The organism is Paenibacillus lycopersici (assembly GCF_010119935.1).
GTDB classification, from domain to species: Bacteria; Bacillota; Bacilli; order Paenibacillales; family Paenibacillaceae; genus Paenibacillus_Z; species Paenibacillus_Z lycopersici.
Window position 1 is genome coordinate 4923791 of sequence record NZ_CP048209.1, and the last position, 19145, is coordinate 4942935.

A 19145-nucleotide genomic window follows, 5' to 3' on the forward strand; every position below is an offset into this window, starting at 1 on the left:
CCGCTATATTGGCTGCTTTCCTTGCTGTTCAGCCTTATTCCGGGGCCGTCCCCGTTGCTTGCTGCAGCTTCTGTTCCAGCTCGCTTTCATAGCCGGCGCGCTGCTCCGCGGTCCAGCCAAGCCGTTCGGCCATCGCCGCGATGACGCCCTTCTTCCAGCGACGAACCTCCGAGACGGAGAACAGCAAGTCCCCCGTGCGCCGGATGAAGAAATCGGCCGGCCGCACCGTCATCTCCGCATCGATCGCGTAGCGCAGCTGCACGGCCAAGCGGAGCGGAAGTCCGAACGCTTCCGCCCAAGCCTTCGTATCTCGGGCCAGTTCGAACAGCTTGCCCGCATTCGATCCGTACCTGTTCGCAATAAACCGCGCATCCTCTTCCTTGAATCCCTTGCTCATTCCATTAACCGTCTGATCGTATACGTATGCCTTGAAGTTCGCCGAGCCTCCGACATCGCCGCCCGACATCTTCATGGAACGGGTCGCGCTGCCGCCGATCCCCCCGGCCTTTCCCACCTCGCGCAGCAAGGACACCGTCTTATCGACGACCGTTTCCGCCATCTTCCGATAGCCGGTCAGCTTGCCTCCCGCAATGGAGATCAATCCGGAGCGGGATACGAAAATTTCATCGCGGCGGGAAATTTCCGACGGCGATTTCCCTTCTTGTTGGATCAGGGGGCGAAGCCCGGCCCAGCTCGACTCCACGTCTCTTGCGGCCAGCGCAAGTTCCGGGAAGATAAAATTGGCTGCGCCAAGCAGATAGTCCCGATCCTCTTCCGTTACTAGCGGATTGGCGATATCGCCGGTATAGTTCGTATCCGTCGTCCCGAAATACGTCTTGCCCTCGCGGGGAATCGCGAACGCCATTCGACCGTCGGGCGTATCGAAATATACCGCCTGCCGCAGCGGGAACCGCTCGCCGCCGAACACGAGATGCACGCCTTTCGTGAGCCGGAGCGTCTTGCCTTCCTTGGAATGATCCATTTCACGAATATCGTCGACCCACGGTCCGGTCGCATTGACGATTTTCGCCGCCGTCAGTTCGAATACGCGGTCTCCTTCCTCATCGTGCACAACGGCGCCGACGAGCTTGCCATGTTCGTAGCGAAGCGTCTCCACCTTGGCGTAATTGACCGCCAATGCCCCCTCTTCTACCGCTCGCTTCATCACTTCGATCGTCAAGCGCGCGTCGTCGGTGCGGTATTCCACGTAGAAGCCGCCGCCTCTCAAGCCGTCCCTCTTGAGCAGCGGCTCCTTCGCCAGCGTCTCCGAGCGGTTCAGCATTTTCCGGCGCTCGCCCCGCTTGACCCCGGCCAGAAAATCGTACGCGCGCAGTCCGATGTTCGTAGATAAGGGTCCGAATGTACCGTTCTTGTACAGCGGCAGCAGCATCCATTCCGGCGTCGTGACATGAGGTCCGTTCTCGTATACGACCGCGCGCTCCTTGCCGACTTCCGCCACGACGCCGACTTCAAGCTGCTTCAAGTAGCGCAGTCCGCCGTGAACGAGCTTCGTCGAACGGCTGGACGTTCCCGCCGCGAAATCCTGCATATCGACAAGCCCCGTTCGCAATCCGCGGGAAGCCGCATCCAGCGCGATTCCCGCTCCCGTTATGCCGCCGCCGATAACCAGCAGGTCGAGCGGCTCCCGTTGCATTTCAGCCAGTATGGAGGCCCGATCCGTCGCTGAGAACGATCGCGTTTGTACGGCTTTCAACATGATCATCTTCCTCTCCCGAGTTAATGTAAGAAGGATAAAATAAAACGAAACCACGGATAAGGTCGTCTCGGCATGCCGTTCAGGCTTGCCGAATCAACTCCTGCGTGGTCTCTACGAAATTCCAACCGTAATGAACGCGAACTCCAGACAGCAAACTTCAGGCAGCAATACCCGCTCGCTCTACTTCACGAACGCCATTGCCGCCCGGACGGCTCTGTGCCAGCCCTCGTACAGCTCGTGCCGCAGCTCCGCGGGCATCGCGGGCTCGAATCTCCGCTCTACTCTGCGCAAGGCGCGCAAGGCGTCCCGATCTGTCCAGTAACCAACCGCAAGCCCGGCAAGGAAGGCCGCTCCGAGCGCAGTCGATTCCCGCTCTTCCGGACGTTCCACCGGGACGCCAAGTATATCGCTCTGAAACTGCATGAGCACGTCGTTGGCAACCGCGCCGCCGTCAACCGCCAGCGATTGAAGCGTGATCCCCGAATCCTTCTCCATGACCGCAAGGACATCCCTGGTCTGGTAGGCCAGCGATTCCAGCACCGCCCGCACCAGCTGTGCCTTGCCGGAGCCGCGCGTCAAACCGAAAATCGCGCCGCGAACGTCGCTCATCCAGTACGGCGTACCGAGACCGACGAAGGCGGGCACCACGTATACCCCCTCCGCGCTCTCGGTCAGACGGGCGATTGCGGCCGACTCCGAGGCAGAACCGATCATTTGAAGCCCGTCCCGCAGCCATTGGATGGCCGCTCCCGCAACGAATACGCTGCCCTCGAGCGCATATTCCGTCTGTCCGTCGACTTCCCATGCAATCGTCGTTAATAGGCCGCTGCCGGATGCGATGGCTTCCCGGCCCGTATTCATAAGCATGAAGCACCCGGTTCCGTACGTGTTCTTCGCATCCCCTGCTTGGAAGCAGGTCTGACCGAAGAGCGCGGCTTGCTGATCGCCGGCCGCGCCCGCTATGGCGATCGGCCCGTTGAACAAGTCCGGCTGCGTATAGCCGTAGACTTCGGATGAGGCGCGAACATCGGGCAGCATGCCGGCGGGCACGCCAAGCACCTCCAACAGCCATTCGTCCCATTTCCGCTCATGAATGTTGTACATCAGGGTGCGCGATGCATTCGACGCGTCGGTCACGTGCAATCGGCCGCCCGTTAACTGCCAGATTAACCACGTATCCATCGTCCCGAACAGAAGCTCTCCCGCCTCCGCCTGCTCGCGCGCTCCCGGAACATGCTCGAGCACCCACGCGACCTTCGTGCCGGAGAAATAAGGATCGATCAGCAGTCCGGTCTTATCGCGGATAGCGTCGCCGTATCCCAGCGCCTGCAGCCGATCGCAAACATCGACGGACTGCCGGGATTGCCAGACAATCGCAGGATGCACAGGCATGCCGGTGCGGCGATGCCACACGACAGTCGTCTCCCGTTGGTTCGCAATGCCGATACCGGCCACCTGCTCGCTGGCGATTCCGTGCGCCTCCACTGCTTGCCGGATCGCGCGCTTGGCGGAATGCCAGATTTGAACCGCATCCGCCTCGACCCAGCCAGGCTGGGGAAAGGATAAGGGAAGCTCCTCGCGCGCGCTCGCCACGATCGCGCCGAAACGGTCCACGAGCAGCGCCCGCGTACTCGTCGTGCCTTGGTCCAGCGCCAGCATATAGGCTGCCGTATCGCGAACGGGAGCGTTATCTTCTGCCATCACATTCTTCCTTTCTTCCAGGTAACCCCCCATGAGTGCCGCCCCTGCGCTTACATGTTCACTAGACTCGCGTAAGGACCGAGGATCTTGCCTTCGAATACTTTCGACTCTTCCGTATGGTTCATGACGAACCACCGCTGCCGCCCTTCGGCATCTTCGCGAACGACGACCTCGACGCCCTTCTCGCTCTCGACATGCCAGATCGCCCGATCGGCAATCATCGTGCGGGCCAGCTCTTCCATGGCCTCATCGCCAATCCCCCCGCCGATGTAATACACATGACCCGCGCCATGGGCGTTTCGCGTTACGGCCGGGACGGGGAACATCGCATCCGCATAACGGTACAGGGTCTCCGCCGTCGTGGGCGTCAGCATGTCGCGCCATACTTCGCAGGTCGTTTCACGTGCCTTAACGATCCGTTCGTCAACGGCGGTTACCGGAACTTCGCATCCTTCCGGAAGCGCTTCGGAGCCATGAATGACGACTCCGGCCATCGCTGCAGCATAACCGGGCATTTCCATACCGAAATGAATATTGTTGTTCCGATCGCGGATGCCCGCGCGGAACGAGAATACGACCGTTCCGCCGGCTTCGGCGAATGCCGACAGCCGCTGCGCCAACGCCTCGTCGATGATTTGCATCGCCGGCACCAGCAAGACTTTGTAACCGGTCCAATCGCGGGAAGCGTCGCCGGCCGGAATCACATCCATGCGGCAGTTATGCGTGTGGAAAGGCGTATACAGGCGCAGCAGCTCCTTCGTAAAGTCAAACGTCTCGCTTTGCCGCTGGAAGCGCCAGGACCAGACGTTGTCATAGTCGTACAAGACGGCGATATCGGCATGAATCGGCTCTTTCAAGGCTTCGCCGTGCGGTTTGATCGTCTCGAACGCATCCCGCACTTCCTCGTACTTCGCCCCGCGCCGGTTATCGTGATCGACGATGCCCATGCAGAACTGCTCCGCGCCTCGCGTCATCGCGCGCCAACTGAAATACAGCATATCCGTACAGCCATGCGCGAACGCCTGCAAGGACCACATCTTGGCTTGTCCCGGACGCGGCAGGTAACCGATGACGTCATGGCCTTGCGCGCCCATCAGCTCCTCGACGATCCAGAAGTTTTGTCCTTTCAAGCCGCGCATGAAGTCATGGCCCATCGCGATCGCCGCCGGCGAGATCGGTTTGGCCAGTCCGCCCCAGACCGGATAGTTGTCGTACGACACGAAATCAAGCAGCTCGGCCTGCTCCGCATGGTCGTACCATTTCTGGAAGAAGCCGCCCGGCAAGTTGTGCGTCACCGTCTGATGTTCGCCCTTCAACTCCCGGACGATCGCCGCCATCCGCGCCGCGAAGGCGTTCACCGACCAGGAGCGGAACCTCGCCCAATCCAGCTGAAGCGCGGGATTATGCGTCGTTATCGTGCGCAGCGGCATCGGAATCTCGCTAAAATCGTTGTAGGTCTGTCCCCAGAAAATCGTACCGTACGTTTCGTTCAGACTCGCGATGTCGCCTTCGTACTTCTTGCGGAGAAACGACTGAAACGCCTTGCCGCAATTCGGGCAGTAACACATGTCGCTGCCTTCGTGACCGAGCTCGTTATCGATTTGCCACGACACGATAGCCGGCTCATCGGCGAAGCGGCTGACTAATTGCCTCGTAATCGCGCCGGCATACCGGATGTACGTTTCGGAATTATAGCAATATTGTCTTCGTCCGCCGAACGCGCGGGGAACCCCGTCGCCGTCGACCGACAGAATATCGGGATGCTTCTTGGCAAGCCATGCCGGAAACGTAGCCGTCGGCGTGCCGAACATCGTCGCCAGTCCTTGCTTGGCGAGACGGGCCACGACGTCGTCGAAGAACGAGAAATCGTACTTTCCTTCCTCCGGCTCCATCTTATGCCACGAAAATTCGCCGATCCGCACCATATTGGCGCCCAGACGGACAATGCCGTCAATATCATCGTCCATGAGTCCGGCAGGCCAATATTCCGGATAATAATCCACGCCCAAGTACATGCTATTCCAACTCCCCGCTATTAACCTTTGACTGCCGACCCGACGGTCAGCGCGTTCTCTACCTGCTCGCTGAACAGCATATAGAGCAGCAGCGTAGGCAAGCTGGCAATCGTCATCGCCGCGCCCATTGCGCCCCAATCGGTCGTGAATTGCCCTTGGAAGAACAGCAGACCGAGCGGGAGCGTCTTCAGCGATTCCTTCGAAATCAGCATCATCGCGATCGGGAACTCATTCCACGCCGCGAGGAACACGAAGATCACCATCGTCGCGATGGACGGCCGAATGATCGGCAGCATGACGCTGAAGAACGCCCGGTAGATGGACGCGCCGTCGATGCAGGCCGCTTCTTCCAGATCGACCGGCACGCTGCGGAAGAAACCGTAGAAGACGAGCGTCGCGAACGAAAGGTTGAACGCAATGTACGGCACGATAAGCGTGAGATAGGAATTCGCCAAGTGAAAATCCCGCATGAGTATCGCGAGCGGGATCATGATGACTTGTACCGGCACGAACATGCCGATGGTCATATAGATGCGCGCGGCGCCGCTCAGCCGCCATTTCATCCGGGCGACGGCATAGGCGAACAGAACGGCGAACGTCAGGCTGAAGACGACCGTGACCACGGAGACGATAACGCTGTTCATGAAGTATTGCGGCACGTTAAAGCTCTTCCAGGCCGTCTTGTAATTCTCGAAGCGCAGATGCATCGGCAGGCCGAACGGATTCGTGACGAAAATCTCGTTATTGTCCTTCAATGAATACGATATCATCCAGAACAGCGGATAGACGGAAAGCAGCGCGTACAACCAGATAAGAATATTGGATAAGGGATGTTTCAGTTTGAATATCTTCACGGGGCGTCGGCTCCTTTCCTAGTATACGATGGGATCGCGCGCGATCAGCTTGTTGATGATGAGCGTGACGATCAGGCACTCGATGACGAGAAACGCTGCGGATGCGCTGCCGTAGCCAAATTCGCCCACTCGGAATGCCGAGCGGAACATCATGTACGTCAGCGTATACGTCGTCGTACCCGGGCCGCCGCTCGTCATGATGTACATGTTGGCGAATGCGTTCAATCCGCCGGTGAAAGCCAGGATCAGACAGAATTTATACGTCTCTCCGAGCAGCGGCATGGTGATGCGCAGATGCGCCTTCATTTTGCTTGCGCCGTCAATCCGCGCCGCTTCCATGTAACTCTCGGGAATGGATTTGACGCCGGCAAGCAGCAAGGCAAAGTGATAGCCCATGTACTGCCACGCGTTAACCGCCGCCAGCGCGTAGATCGCCGTATGCTTGTTCGACAACCAGTCCTGGCGATAGGAAATGCCCAGCGCATCGAAGAGCTTATTGATGAGGCCGTATTCGCCGTTATACATCGCGAGCCATAGCTGACAGACCACGGTAATGGACAGAACGACAGGAATGAACACGGTAATTCGTACGAACTTCCTTCCGCGCATCGCTACTTCAGCGACCGCGAATGCCAGCAGCGTGCCGATCGTGATTTGCACGACGGCGATGATGACGGCGAATACCGCGCTGTTATACAGCGAGGTGTAGAAGATATGATCATGGAACAGACGCTTGTAGTTATCCAGAAAGATGAATTTCGCTTCGGACAGGCCGTCCCAGTCGAAGAGGCTTCGGTAGAACACCTGCAGGACCGGGTAAAACACGACTACCGTATATAATAGAAGGGCTGGCAGGATGAAGAGCAGAATCGCCGTTTTGTTGCCCAAGTATTTTCGCAAGTCGTCACTTCCTTCGTAGGGTGGAATATCGCCGGGGCGGTTAGGGCCGATAAAGCGGAAAACCCACGCCGATCATGAGGCCGGCATGAGTTTTCCAGTACGCGTAATGAATCGGAACGTTCGTTACTTCGATGGAACCGAGCTGCTGACATCGCTAATGAAATCCTCCGCCGTGTAGGCGCCCGTCATCAAGCTTTGGGAAGCGTCTTCGATCGCCGCTTTGAATTTCGGATTGCCGAGGCCCCACGAGAAAGCCGTCGTTTTCATGTTCGGAATGTCTTGCGACAGTTGTTCCATGACCGGAGGGAACGTATTGACGATCGGCGCGTCGACTTTCGTCGCCACCATCGGCGTACCGCGCTGCGTGTACTTGAATTCCGCGTACTTCTCGGAGATGAACGCCGCTACTTTCGCGGCCAGCTCCGGGTTCTTCGTGGACGGGTTAACCGCGTAGCCGCCCGGGCCGCCGCCGCCGCTGAACGTCAATTTGGCGCTGTCATACGCGGCCGCGTCCGCCGCCGGCACGTACATGAAGCCCAGTTTGTCGCCAAGCGCTTTCGTCGAGGCTTCGATCTCCCACTGGCCGTTCAGGAACATTGCCGCTTTGCCTTCATGGAACAACGCCGCCGCCTGATCGTAGTTGAGGTTCGTTGCGCCTTTCGGGAGCAAACCGGCTTTGACCAAGGTCACGATTTCTTCGGCTGCTTGCTTGAACGCCGGATCGCTCACTTTCGCCTCGCCTTTGTCCAGCTTCGTGATGCCCGCAGGCTCCATGCGCGAAGCAAACATGTCGTAGAGCGCGACCGTCGGCCATTTCTCCTTGGCGAACAGGGCCAGCGGCGTAATGCCTTTGGCATTGAACGCTTGCACGGCCGTCATCAGCTCGTCGTACGTCGTCGGCACTTTCACGTTATTCGACTCGAACAGCGCCTTGTTGTAGAACAGCATCGCGACTTCGTTGCCCGCATACGGAAAGGCGTAGATATGCCCGTCATCGGTGACGAGCGTATTCATTGCGCTCGGCTGCATGTGGCTCTTGAAATCGTCGGCATACTTGTCCAGCTCCAGGATATTGTTCGATTTCTTGAACGTGTTGATGATGTCGAGCCCGGCCTGGTAGATATCCGGCAAATTCCCCGTTGCCGCGTAGGTCTTGAGTTTCTGGCCGTCGTCCTGTGCCTGAACGTCCAGCTCGAGCTCAACGTTCGGCATCGCCTTCTTCAATTCCGCGGCCGCATAGTCGTAAGGCCCTTTGGTATCTTCGTCCGCGTACTGCGCGTAGATGCGGAGCTTGACCGTTTCCGAGCTTGCCGTTTTCCCGGCCGATTGATTGCCTGCGTTACTGTCTTTGTCGTCATTGGATCCGCATGCCGCAAGACCCATCACCATCGTGGCGGAAATGAGCGCAAGCGTCCATTTTCTCATGATGAATGACCTCCCCTTCATACTGGCGTTCTTAACGTTTCCCATTATAAAACGGCGAACGCGGCCCGATAATGGAAAAAACGATGGCGATTTGTATTATCCGCGCATCGTTTCGTTCGTTTTCATCCGATTTTCGTATTCGCTCGGCGACCAGCCGAAAAACTTCTTGAAGCTCTTGCTGAAGTAACTGCCGTCGCTGTAGCCGATGGCTTCCGCGATGTCCGAGAGTTTGCGGTTCCCTTCCCCGATCAGTTCCTTGGCTCTGTTCATTCGGACATGCGTGATGTAATCCGTGACGGTCATCCCGATTTCCTTCTTGAACACCGCGCGCAGGTAACTGGGGTTGATATACGACTGCTGCGCGACGATATCAACGTTCAATTCGGAATCGATGTAGCGTTCTTCGATGAAGCTTTTCGCCGATTGCGCAATAATGGAGGATCGCGTTTTCTTGTAGCGGCGCGTATACTGCGCGGCTTTATTGAACAATGCTTTCATCCACGACTCCACCTCGTCGATCGACGTCAGTCCGCGAATTTCCTTGTACGGGAAGAAATGCTCCCCGAAGCAATCCTCGATCGGATGCCCCGCTTCCGTCACGTAACCGAGGCAGATCGATACGAGGCTCATGCAGATCACGTACGCGTAGTCGATGGACAGCCGCTGCTCCCGAATCCCGACGAACAATTCGTTCAGCTTCGCGTGTATCCGCGCTTCGTCCTGCGCCCGGAGCAGCAGCTGCAGCTCGTCGCCAAGCTCCGGCGGATATTGCGCGCTGCCCGTGCCGCCGGACAGATGCCGGCCATAGGCGATGACGCGGTCGCTGCCAAGCACGAACTTGTTCTGAAGCGCGGTCAGCGCCTCCCCGTAGGAGCCGCGGATGCCGGCGACGCTGCAATCATATACGCCGCCTACGCCGATAGTGATGGAGAAGTGCAGGTACTTTTTGATCAGCAAGCACAGCTTCTCGAAGGGCTCCAGACGCGGCAGCGCGTTCTCCGCCGCTGCGAAGCTTCGGTTCGGATCTGGCGGCATCCGCGAACCGTTCGCTTCGAATATGCCGTACAGGCATACGATTCGCCCTTCGGGTCCGTTGAAGAGCACCGGTTTGCCGCCGGACGCTTCCATGGCTTCCGCGAGGATGTTCGTCACCGCGTACTTCCACAGCAGACGCTCGCTGACCTCGCTCCACTTCCGGTCCATCTCGTCGATTTCGATGCATGCCACCGCATAAGCGGGCGCGTCCAGCGTCATCTGATAAGACGCGAGCAGCTGCTTCAGACCTTCATGGGGTTCGGCAAGCTCGCCGCTCACCAATCGAACCAGTACGTTCTCGCGCATTAATTGCAAGTGATGCTGCAGCGTCGTCTGCTCTTCCCGTTGTTTCAGATGCCGTTCTTGAAGCTTGAGCATCGTAAGCGTCAGCTCGTCCTTCGAGAACGGCTTCAAGATGTAGTCCTCCACGCCGAGCTTCAACGCGCGCCGGGCGTAGTCGAACTCGTTATGCCCCGTGATCAGCACGACGCTGACAGCCGGATATTCGGCCTTCAATCGTTCCGTCAGCTCCAGCCCGTCCATGAACGGCATCGTAATATCCACGAGCGCGATATCCGGCGGGGATGCCTTGGCCAGTTCCAGCGCCTCTTCGCCGTTCTTGGCCTCCCCGCATATCCGAAATCCGTACAGTTCCCAATCGAGCGCCGTCCGGAGATATTCGCGGAACATCCACTCGTCGTCCGCGATTAAGACTTGCAGCATAATCAATCGACTCCTTTTGTTACAATGCCATACAGCGACAGGAAACGCTTAATCGTTGGGGTTGGCGCCGCTCGACAGCGGCAGCCGCACGACGATTTCCGTCCCGGCGCCCGGTTCGCTGCGAATCGTTAAGCCGTAATCGTCGCCGAAATAAAGCTTGATCCGGCTGTCCACGCTTCGCAATCCGAATGCGCTGCCCGTATTGCCCGCCGCCGAGACTTCATGGCCGCTCCCGGTCTCGTCGGCGCCGCCGGGTTGAAGAAGCCTCTGCAGGCGATCCGGGGGAATGCCGGCCCCGTCGTCTCGGACGCGAAGCTCCACGGTATTCCCGATTCTCCTTCCCGTCACCTGCAAATGACCGAATTCCCCTTTCGTCTTCAGCCCGTGATAGATCGCATTCTCGACCAACGGCTGCAGCGTCAGCTTGAGTACGGTGCATGACAAGATATCCGGTTGAATGTCGATGCGGTAATCGAACACATCCGCGTAACGGATTTGCTGAATGCCGAGATAATCCCTCAATCCCTGCAGCTCTTCCTGAAGCGGTATCGCTTCCTTTCCCTTGCTGAGCACGATGCGATAATAGTCGGCCAGGGATTTCGTCGTCCGCTGCACGTCCTTGACGCGGCCGAACTCCGCCAATGTGTAGATGACATCCAGCGTGTTATAGAGAAAATGGGGTTTGATTTGCGATTGAATCAGGGCCAGCTCGTACTCCCGCTTCTTCTTCTGCTCGAAGCGGACATTATCGAGCAATTGATTAATGCGCGCGATCATCGTATTGAATCCCGATGCCAGGAGCCCGAGCTCATCGTTCGATCTGACAGGAAGCCTAAGATTAAGATTCCCTTCCTTCACGAGCTTCATGTTCTTCGTCAGCAGCACGATCGGCCTGGCAATCAAGCCGTTCAGAATGCCGGCTCCCATCAGCGCGAACAAGAAACAGAACATTCCGATCGCCGCGATCAGCATCGTGATTTTGCGGCTATCCGCAGTCAGCTTGGCGTACGGCTCCATGGAGATCAGTTTCCAGCCGAAGCTGGCCATCTCGGAGCTGACGACCAGCTGCTTGCCGCTTTCGAACCGGCCGATGACGGAGTCGTCCTTGGCGGAACGCACCCAATCGCGAAGCAGCGGATCCGCGATCGGCTGCAGCAGTTTGGTTTTATCCGTCGCGGACACGATGGTTCCGCTCTGATCCGCAAGCAGATAGGTTCCTTCCTCTTCCGTGCCGATTCGGCCGAAGACGGATGACAGCGCGCTTTCTTTGACGTTAAGCACGAGCCGGCCCAGCTCTTGGCCGGTATAGATATTATTGACCCGCTTGCCAACGGACAGCACGGGGTCCGCGTCGCTCATCGTCAGGTACGACCTTCGCTCCATCGGAAACCAAATGTTCTGCCCGCTCGTTTGTTCGATCTTGCGAATAATGGGCGTTTGAAGCATGTTGCCGGCAGAGGAGCTCGCTTCCATTCTCGCCGACGTCCCGTAAACGTTGCCATCGTTGTCGATGAACGCAGCGCTTTCCACGTCCGGGAACACGAGCAGCGCGAAGCTCAGCTGGTTCGTGATCAGCGTCGACAGCTGCAAGCTGCGTTCGCCGTTAAGCTCGCCGTTCCGGCTGTCCTGAATGACCCGGTTCAAGTTAATGGTCAGGATGTTCGCGCAGCTCTCGGCGTTCGTCAGCATCCCGTTAATGCGCGTGATGATGAGCGATGAATTGTCCGTCACGTTGCTCATGGTTTTGTCTACGATGGCATTGGAATAAATACGGTTCGAAGCAAAGCCGAGCACCAGCAAGGGGACGATGATGAGCGGAATGTAGATCGCGATGATTTTGTTGCGGATGACTTGATTGCGAAGCCGATGCGGGTAGAGCCATTTCATGATCATGATTGCGCCGTCCTTTCGAGCTGCCTGCTTCGATGCTGCATGAATGCCGATCATGTCCAATCGAGAAATCATTATAGCATAAGGAAAGCGCGGTTCGCGCAGCCGTCATTTTGCAAATCATAGGCTGCATCACATGAAATCCCGCTTTGGATTCCAGGGAATCATGCTCTTGGCGAAAGTCCGGGGAACATACGCCTAATCGCGATGAGCGTTGCAGTGCCGCGGTCCGGCAATTCCGAAACTCGTCCGCTCCCCTTGTCATTCGCCACCCTGCGAAGGTTCATACGCCAAGCATGCCGAATTACTTAAATAACTAAAGCGCGGAGGTGTTGACAAATCAATTTACTCGGGTTATTATTATCTCAAGGTTAAGATAATTAATTTCAAGATTTCATTGCCGATAACTAAATGGAGGTGCGGTGCGATGTAGAGCCTGCCGGAGATGGTCGTATTAGAATGATGGTTATAGAACACGCTGCCCGATCGAGTCAGCGCATGGAACTTGCATGATAATGCTCGAACCCAGGAATAGCCTAACAGGAAAGTCGCTTTTTTTATCCTATATATCTTAAATTAAAGATTATTAAATTAAAACTAATCCTTTGGAGGATGATGAAAATGATGGATTTTGGTTTGCTTCTTATTCGCGTCGTGATCGGTTTGCTGTTCATCGGGCACGGTGCCCAGAAGCTGTTCGGCTGGTTCGGCGGCTACGGCCCGAAAGGAACCGGCGGCTGGATGGAATCGATCGGCATTAAACCCGGCGTCGCGATGGCTGTTATCTCCGGTTTGATGGAACTCGTCGGCGGCCTCCTGTTCGGAGCCGGACTCTTCACCGTCGTCGGCGCCGTTCTGATTGCTCTGACGATGCTCGGCGCAATCGTGAAGGTGCATGGCAAGAACGGTCTCTGGTCGACAGCCAACGGCATCGAGCTGCCGCTCATCATTCTGGTCGTCGTGATCGGCGTGGCCTTCATCGGAGCAGGCGACTACGCCGTATTGAACTAATACAGTCCTGACTCGCAGCAGATCGCCCGCGTAACGAACGAGATTTTCAATAACAGCGGCCTGACTTGGCCATACTCAAAAACTAGGAGGGTTTTCACATGAACTATCATACCGCCGGCATTCACCATGTCACTTCCTTCGTCCGCCATCCGCAGGATAACGTCGATTTCTACGCGGGCCTGCTCGGCTTGCGGCTGGTCAAGCAAACGATCAATTTCGACGCGCCGGACGTGTACCATCTGTATTTCGGCAATGAAATCGGCGGTCCGGGCACCGTCATGACGTTCTTCCCTTCCGAAGGCGCCCGCGTCGGCAAAGCGGGCGGCGGCCAAGTTGGCTACACGACGTTCGTCGTGCCGGTCGGCGCGCTTTCCTTCTGGGAGGCGCGGCTGGCGAAATTCAACGTCGCCTTCGAAAGGACGGCGCGTTTCGGCGAAACGTACCTGCAGTTCAAGGACGGCGACGGACTCCAGCTGGAGCTCGTCGAACGCGAGGAAGGCGCGCCCAGCGAGTGGTCGTTCGGCGGCGTCCCTGCGGACCAAGCGATCAAAGGCTTCGGCGGAGCGATCCTGTACAGCACGAAGCCGGCGCAAACGCAAGATACGCTGGCCAATGTCCTGGGGCTTGAGCGCATCGGCGAAGAGAACGGCCTTGTCCGCTTCCGCGCGGCCGGCGACATCGGCAACGTCATCGACGTCAACGCCGAGCCGATGCCTTGGGGAGCGGGCGGCGCCGGAACCGTGCATCATATCGCATGGCGCGCAGCAAGCTATGAGGATCATGCGAAGTGGCGCGAGCATGTCATTGCGAAAGGCTTCCACGCGACCGACATCATCGACCGCCAATATTTCAACGCGATCTACTTCCGCGAAGCCGGCGGCATCCTGTTCGAAATCGCAACCGATGCGCCCGGATTCCAGCGCGATGAAGAATACGCTCTGCTTGGCGGCAAGCTGATGCTCCCTTCGTGGTACGAACCGCAGCGCGGCGTCATCGAGCAGAACCTGTTCCCGATCGAAGTCCGGGTATTGGAGGGCGATGAATCATGAGGCATCTCTTCCAGGCCGGCCCCGACGCCAATGCGCCCGTGCTGCTGCTGCTGCACGGCACGGGCGGCACCGAGCATGACCTGCTGCCGCTGGCGCAGCTGCTCTCCCCCTCTTCTTCCGTCCTGAGCGTGCGGGGCAGCGTGCTGGAGAACGGGATGCCCCGTTTCTTCCGCAGGCTTGCCGAGGGCGTTTTCGACGAAGCGGATTTGAAGTTCCGCACGAAGGAATTGTACGATTTCATTGCCGAAGCGTCCGAGCAATACGGCTTCGACCGCAGCAACGTCGTTGCCGCAGGCTATTCCAACGGAGCGAACATCGCGGGCAGCTTGCTTTTCCATTACGCCGACGCGCTTCGGGGCGCCGTGCTTCACCATCCGATGGTTCCGCTTCGCGGCCAGGCGCTTCCGGATCTGACGAACGTCCCCGTTTTCATCGCGGCGGGCACGAACGATCCGATCTGCTCGGCTTCCGAATCGGAGGAGCTGACCTCGCTGCTGCAAGGCGCCGGCGCTTCCGTGTCGATCTATTGGGAGAATAACGGCCATCGCTTGTCGTCATCCGAAGCGCACCGGGCGGCCGAGTGGTTCAGAACGGCATTTCCATCCTAACGACGTGAGGCGTACGCATGCGATCGATCGATCCCGCAAGCCGGAGCGAGCGCGATAATTATAAATTCATGATCGGCAGCATCATTCCTCGGCCCATTGCATGGGTGACGACGCTGACGCCGTCCGGCACCGTCAATGCGGCGCCGTTCAGCTACTTTACTATCGTCACCGCGAACCCGCCGATGATAGCCGTCTCGGTGCAGCGCAAGAACGGCGTCATGAAGGACACCGCGCGCAACGCCGCCGACCTTGGCGAATTCGTCGTCCACGCCGCCGACGAGCGCAGCGTCGCGCAGATGAACCAGACCGCCGCCAGCCTCGGCCCCGAAGAAAGCGAAGTCGAAGCCGCGGGCCTAACGACGGTACCGAGCGAAGCGGTGCGCGTGCCCGGCATCGCCGAATCCCCCATCCGGATGGAATGCATCCTCGAACGCTCGATATCGCTTGGCGGAACGGACGGCGCGCCGGCTTGCGATTTGCTCATCGGACGAATCGTCCGCTTTCACGTGGAGGAACGCCTGTATGACGAGCACGGCCATATCGACGCTGCGGCGCTGAAGCCGGTCAGCCGGCTGGCCGGCAACAGCTACGCCTTGCTCGGCGATACGTTCGAGATCGAACGGCCTTCATCTTGACCGACCGTCTGCTTAAGTCTGCATAGGAGTGGCCATAAGTCCGCGGGAACGCGGGCTTTTGCTCGTGCAGGTTGCGGTTTCGCCCCATTCGGGGTACTATCGTAACATTGAGTACATAGGCAAGCTGCCTGATTTTCGCATGAGAGGAAATGAATGAACAGCTATGATTATTAAACCTAGAACACGCGGTTTTATTTGCACGACCGCGCATCCGGTCGGCTGCGCCCATCAAGTTCAGGAGCAAATGGATTACGTGAAAGCGCATCCCGCCCTGCAAGGCCCGCGCAACGTGCTCGTCATCGGCGCGTCCGCAGGCTACGGGCTAGCGGCCCGGATCGTGGCAGCCTTCGGCGCGGGCGCCAATACGATCGGCATTTACCGCGCCGGCGAAGGCAAGCCCGGACGCACCGCCTCGGCGGGCTGGTACAACTCGGCCGCGTTCGAGCAAGCGGCGCAAGCGGCCGGCCTGAAATCGTTCAGCGTCACCGGCGACGCGTTCACCGCCGAGACGAAAGCCAAAGCCGTCGAGACGATTCGCCGCGAGCTCGGCCAAGTCGATCTCGTCGTCTACAGCGTCGCTTCGGCGCGCAGAACCGATCCCGTCACGGGCGAGACGTTCAATTCCGTCTTGAAGCCGCTCGGCGGCACGTACACGAACAAGACGGTCAACTTCCACTCCGGCGAAGTGAGCATGATTTCCATCGAGCCGGCGAACGAGCAGGAGACGAAGGAAACCGTAGCCGTCATGGGCGGCGACGACTGGCAGCTGTGGATCGACGCGCTGCGGGAAGGCGGCGTGCTGGCCGATAACGCGACGACGATCTCGTACTCGTACATCGGTTCGCGCATCACGCAGCCGATCTATCGCGACGGCACGATCGGTCAAGCCAAGGACCATCTCGAAGCGACGGCGAAACGGCTGAACGAACAGCTCGGCGCCACCGGCGGCCGCGCGTTCGTCACCGTCAGCAAAGCGCTCGTGACCCAGTCCAGCTCCGCGATTCCCGTCGTGCCGCTCTACATTTCCGCGCTGTACAAGGTCATGAAGGAGAAAGGCATCCACGAAGGCTGCATCGAGCAGACCTACCGCCTGTTCTCCGAGCGGCTGTACGCCGGAGGCGAAGTGCCGGTCGACGAAGAAGGCCGCATCCGCATCGACGACCGGGAGCTGCGCGAAGACGTGCAGAGCGAAGTCGCGAAGTTGTGGGAGGCCGTGACGACCGACAATATCGAGCAGTTGACCGACCTCGCCGGCTACCGGCAGGAGTTCTTCCAGCTGTTCGGCTTCGAAACGGACGGCGTCGATTACGAAGCGGACGTGGATCCGATGGTCGAGGTGCCGAACGTATTGTAAGGATAGTTGACCGGGCCGGGTTCCTCTTGGGAGGAGCCCGTTTTTTTGATGAGCGGGATACAGCAGATCGTAACTGCGCAGGCGGGAACCTCGGCTTTTTGAGTGTCTGAGCTGCGTAGTAACTGAGTAACTGGGTAACTGAGTAACTAAACATCTGACTAACATTTTAGTATTCGTGCATCTGACTAACATTAAGTATTCGAGCATCTGACTAATCTAGCCTCTGCACAACCGAATTCGGCTTACGGAGGATTTAACATCTAAGCTTTGGGCATCTGAATAGCCGAACCTCGGGCCCGAGCTTCTGATCCCGATCCTATTCGTCAAGAGGCCGCATATCCTCCCACTCTCTGACTATCTAGCTTCACTTAGCCCGGCCGAGCCTCCTGCTGCGTAGTACTGAAGCTGCGAAGCGGCGCGGACGTAACTCCGTTCGTTTCTCACCGCTCGCCCCTCCTTCAAGTGAAGATTCGTCATCGGCTGACTTCCGGGCCACGACTGCTTACTAGCCTCACTATTGCGAGCCAAGTCTTGTTGCGCAGTGTCCTTGAAGATAAGCTGCGCGGACGTAACTCCGTTCGTTTCTCACCGCTCGACCCTCCTTCAAGTGAAGATTCGTCATCGGCTGACTTCCGGGCCACGACTGCTTACTAGCCTCACTATTGCTAGCCAAGTCTTGTTGCGCAGTGTCCTTGAAGAGAAGCGGCGCGGACGTAACTCCGTTCGTTTCTCACCGCTCGACCCTCCTTCAAGTGAATTCGTCATCGGCTGACTTTCTAGCCCCGACTGCTAACTAGCTTCACTATAGTCAGCCAAGTCTTGTTGTGCAGTGTCCTTGAAGATAAGCTGCGCGGACGTAACTCCGTTCGTTTCTCACCGCTCGACCCTCCTTCAAGTGAATTCGTCATCGGCTGACATCCAGGCCCCGAGCGTGATATACTAGGTACAGACGAAGAACGTCCTTTTTCACCGATTTCGGTGCACGGGGACGTTCTTTTTATTTTTTATCCGGGAGGTTTCATATGGAGACAACTACATTTGAGGCGGCTTATGAACTTTGGATCGGCGCACATGCCGAGCAGCGAACCGGAGAACGGCGCGGACGTCTCGTTCGCGGTCATCAATATGCTGAAAAGCTTCTGCTCCAGCACGTTTGGTGGCCGCTATTCGGAAACTTCGACCATTTGCACCCGGAATACGAAGTCATGGATTGGAATCGCAAATCGCAATTTATGGATTTCGCTTACACCCCACCATTCGGGCGATTCGGCATCGAGTGCGACGGTTATCAAAGTCATGTGAAGGACATGGATCGCGAACGGTTCAGCTATGCGCTTAACCGCGACAATTACCTGACAGGCATGGGCTGGAAAATGATTCACTTCTCCTTCGACGATATCCAGCATCGGCCGGAACTGTGCCGCATGCTCCTGCAGCTCATCGTTGGTCCGCAGCTGCTGCGTTCTCCGCGCTCTGAGTGGGCGGTGCTAACATTGTTTGAGAAAGAAGTATTGCGTCTGGCTTGTCAGATGACAAAGCCAATTCGTACAAAGGATGTTTCCTCGTATTTTCAAGTGGGGTTCAGAGTCGCCCGGAACGCATTGCGAAAGTTATGCACGATCGATTTATTGACTCCTATATCAAATGGCACCTATGTTACTGGTTATCAAGTCAATGAACGAACTTATGAAAAATTAATACTTTTATAATCGTGGCAAGGTCACCGCTGGAACTTTTGATGCCATGTAGCCGCTTTGCGCCGCAATTCCTGTCACCGCAGCAACTTTGGGCGATTATTTAGACGCTGTGGGCCGTAATTCCTGTCACCGCAGCAACTTTGGGCGACTATTTAGACGCTTTGCGCTGTAATTCCTGTCACCTCAGCAACTTTGGGCGACTATTTAGACGTTTTCGCTGTAATTCCTGTCACCGCAGCAACTTTGGGCGACTATTTAGACGCTTTGCGCTGTAATTCCTGTCACCGCAGCAACTTTGGGCGACTATTTAGACGCTTTGCGCCGCAATTCCTGTCACCGCAGCAACTTTGGGCGATTATTTAGACGCTGTGGGCCGTAATTCCTGTCACCGCAGCAACTTTGGGCGACTATTTAGACGCTTTGCGCTGTAATTCCTGTCACCTCAGCAACTTTGGGCGACTATTTAGACGCTGTAGGCCGTAATTCCTGTCACCGCAGCAACTTTGGGCGACTATTTAGACGCTTTGCGCT

The 19145-nt window shown here is 57.6% G+C and carries 14 protein-coding genes; 6 read left to right on the forward strand and 8 right to left on the reverse strand.

From position 1 onward, the window contains the following. Positions 1-34: 34 nt before the first annotated feature. From GXP70_RS21750 to GXP70_RS21785, 8 genes are all read right to left on the reverse strand, one after another. Positions 35-1723 (reverse strand): glycerol-3-phosphate dehydrogenase/oxidase, encoded by a 1689-nt coding sequence (locus GXP70_RS21750; protein WP_404822277.1) that lies wholly within the window; start codon positions 1721-1723, stop codon positions 35-37. Positions 1724-1897: 174 nt separating this feature from the next. Next, positions 1898-3418, reverse strand: a complete 1521-nt coding sequence (gene glpK, locus GXP70_RS21755) for a glycerol kinase GlpK (protein ID WP_162358772.1) — start codon at positions 3416-3418, stop codon at positions 1898-1900. A 50-nt stretch (positions 3419-3468) separates the two neighbouring features. Then, a complete protein-coding gene (locus GXP70_RS21760) occupies positions 3469-5433 on the reverse strand; it encodes a beta-galactosidase (RefSeq protein WP_162358773.1) in 1965 nt (654 codons plus the stop codon). A 20-nt stretch (positions 5434-5453) separates the two neighbouring features. Further along, entirely contained in the window at positions 5454-6287 is an 834-nt protein-coding gene (locus tag GXP70_RS21765) for a carbohydrate ABC transporter permease (protein WP_225442515.1), read from the reverse strand. Positions 6288-6305: 18 nt separating this feature from the next. After that, entirely contained in the window at positions 6306-7187 is an 882-nt protein-coding gene (locus GXP70_RS21770) for a carbohydrate ABC transporter permease (RefSeq protein ID WP_162358774.1), read from the reverse strand. Positions 7188-7310: 123 nt separating this feature from the next. Continuing rightward, on the reverse strand, positions 7311-8612 hold the full coding sequence (locus GXP70_RS21775; protein ID WP_162358775.1) for an ABC transporter substrate-binding protein: 1302 nt from the start codon (positions 8610-8612) through the stop codon (positions 7311-7313). A 96-nt stretch (positions 8613-8708) separates the two neighbouring features. Next, positions 8709-10370 (reverse strand): response regulator, encoded by a 1662-nt coding sequence (locus GXP70_RS21780; protein ID WP_162358776.1) that lies wholly within the window; start codon positions 10368-10370, stop codon positions 8709-8711. A gap of 48 nt (positions 10371-10418) precedes the next feature. Then, positions 10419-12263 (reverse strand): cache domain-containing sensor histidine kinase, encoded by a 1845-nt coding sequence (locus GXP70_RS21785; RefSeq protein WP_162358777.1) that lies wholly within the window; start codon positions 12261-12263, stop codon positions 10419-10421. 618 nt (positions 12264-12881) lie between these two features. Between GXP70_RS21785 and GXP70_RS21790 the strand changes: the two genes are divergently transcribed. From GXP70_RS21790 to GXP70_RS21815, 6 genes are all read left to right on the forward strand, one after another. Next, the gene (locus GXP70_RS21790) at positions 12882-13271 is read left to right on the forward strand and encodes a DoxX family protein (RefSeq protein WP_162358778.1); all 390 of its coding nucleotides are present in this window, start codon (positions 12882-12884) and stop codon (positions 13269-13271) included. 98 nt (positions 13272-13369) lie between these two features. Then, complete coding sequence (locus tag GXP70_RS21795; RefSeq protein WP_162358779.1) at positions 13370-14320, forward strand: ring-cleaving dioxygenase; 951 nt, start codon at positions 13370-13372, stop codon at positions 14318-14320. After that, positions 14317-14928 carry an alpha/beta hydrolase gene (locus tag GXP70_RS21800; RefSeq protein WP_162358780.1) on the forward strand — a complete coding sequence of 204 codons (612 nt, stop codon included), beginning with the start codon at positions 14317-14319 and terminating at the stop codon, positions 14926-14928. The genes GXP70_RS21795 and GXP70_RS21800 overlap by 4 nt, the downstream gene beginning before the upstream one ends. A gap of 17 nt (positions 14929-14945) precedes the next feature. Beyond that, entirely contained in the window at positions 14946-15563 is a 618-nt protein-coding gene (locus GXP70_RS21805; RefSeq protein ID WP_162358781.1) for a flavin reductase family protein, read from the forward strand. 163 nt (positions 15564-15726) lie between these two features. Then, positions 15727-16917 (forward strand): enoyl-ACP reductase FabV, encoded by a 1191-nt coding sequence (gene fabV, locus GXP70_RS21810; protein WP_162358782.1) that lies wholly within the window; start codon positions 15727-15729, stop codon positions 16915-16917. 1022 nt (positions 16918-17939) lie between these two features. Next, the gene (locus GXP70_RS21815; RefSeq protein ID WP_162358783.1) at positions 17940-18626 is read left to right on the forward strand and encodes a PDDEXK family nuclease; all 687 of its coding nucleotides are present in this window, start codon (positions 17940-17942) and stop codon (positions 18624-18626) included. Positions 18627-19145: the final 519 nt, after the last annotated feature.

Excerpts from the sequence above, each read along its gene's own strand:
- GXP70_RS21750 (WP_404822277.1), bottom strand. The coding sequence starts at position 1,723 with ATGATCATGTTGAAAGCCGTACAAACGCGATCGTTCTCAGCGACGGAT.
- glpK (WP_162358772.1), bottom strand. The coding sequence starts at position 3,418 with ATGGCAGAAGATAACGCTCCCGTTCGCGATACGGCAGCCTATATGCTG.
- GXP70_RS21760 (WP_162358773.1), bottom strand. The coding sequence starts at position 5,433 with ATGTACTTGGGCGTGGATTATTATCCGGAATATTGGCCTGCCGGACTC.
- GXP70_RS21775 (WP_162358775.1), bottom strand. The coding sequence starts at position 8,612 with ATGAGAAAATGGACGCTTGCGCTCATTTCCGCCACGATGGTGATGGGT.
- GXP70_RS21780 (WP_162358776.1), bottom strand. The coding sequence starts at position 10,370 with ATGCTGCAAGTCTTAATCGCGGACGACGAGTGGATGTTCCGCGAATAT.
- GXP70_RS21785 (WP_162358777.1), bottom strand. The coding sequence starts at position 12,263 with ATGATCATGAAATGGCTCTACCCGCATCGGCTTCGCAATCAAGTCATC.
- GXP70_RS21790 (WP_162358778.1), top strand. The coding sequence starts at position 12,882 with ATGATGGATTTTGGTTTGCTTCTTATTCGCGTCGTGATCGGTTTGCTG.
- GXP70_RS21795 (WP_162358779.1), top strand. The coding sequence starts at position 13,370 with ATGAACTATCATACCGCCGGCATTCACCATGTCACTTCCTTCGTCCGC.
- GXP70_RS21800 (WP_162358780.1), top strand. The coding sequence starts at position 14,317 with ATGAGGCATCTCTTCCAGGCCGGCCCCGACGCCAATGCGCCCGTGCTG.
- GXP70_RS21805 (WP_162358781.1), top strand. The coding sequence starts at position 14,946 with ATGCGATCGATCGATCCCGCAAGCCGGAGCGAGCGCGATAATTATAAA.
- fabV (WP_162358782.1), top strand. The coding sequence starts at position 15,727 with ATGATTATTAAACCTAGAACACGCGGTTTTATTTGCACGACCGCGCAT.
- GXP70_RS21815 (WP_162358783.1), top strand. The coding sequence starts at position 17,940 with ATGGAGACAACTACATTTGAGGCGGCTTATGAACTTTGGATCGGCGCA.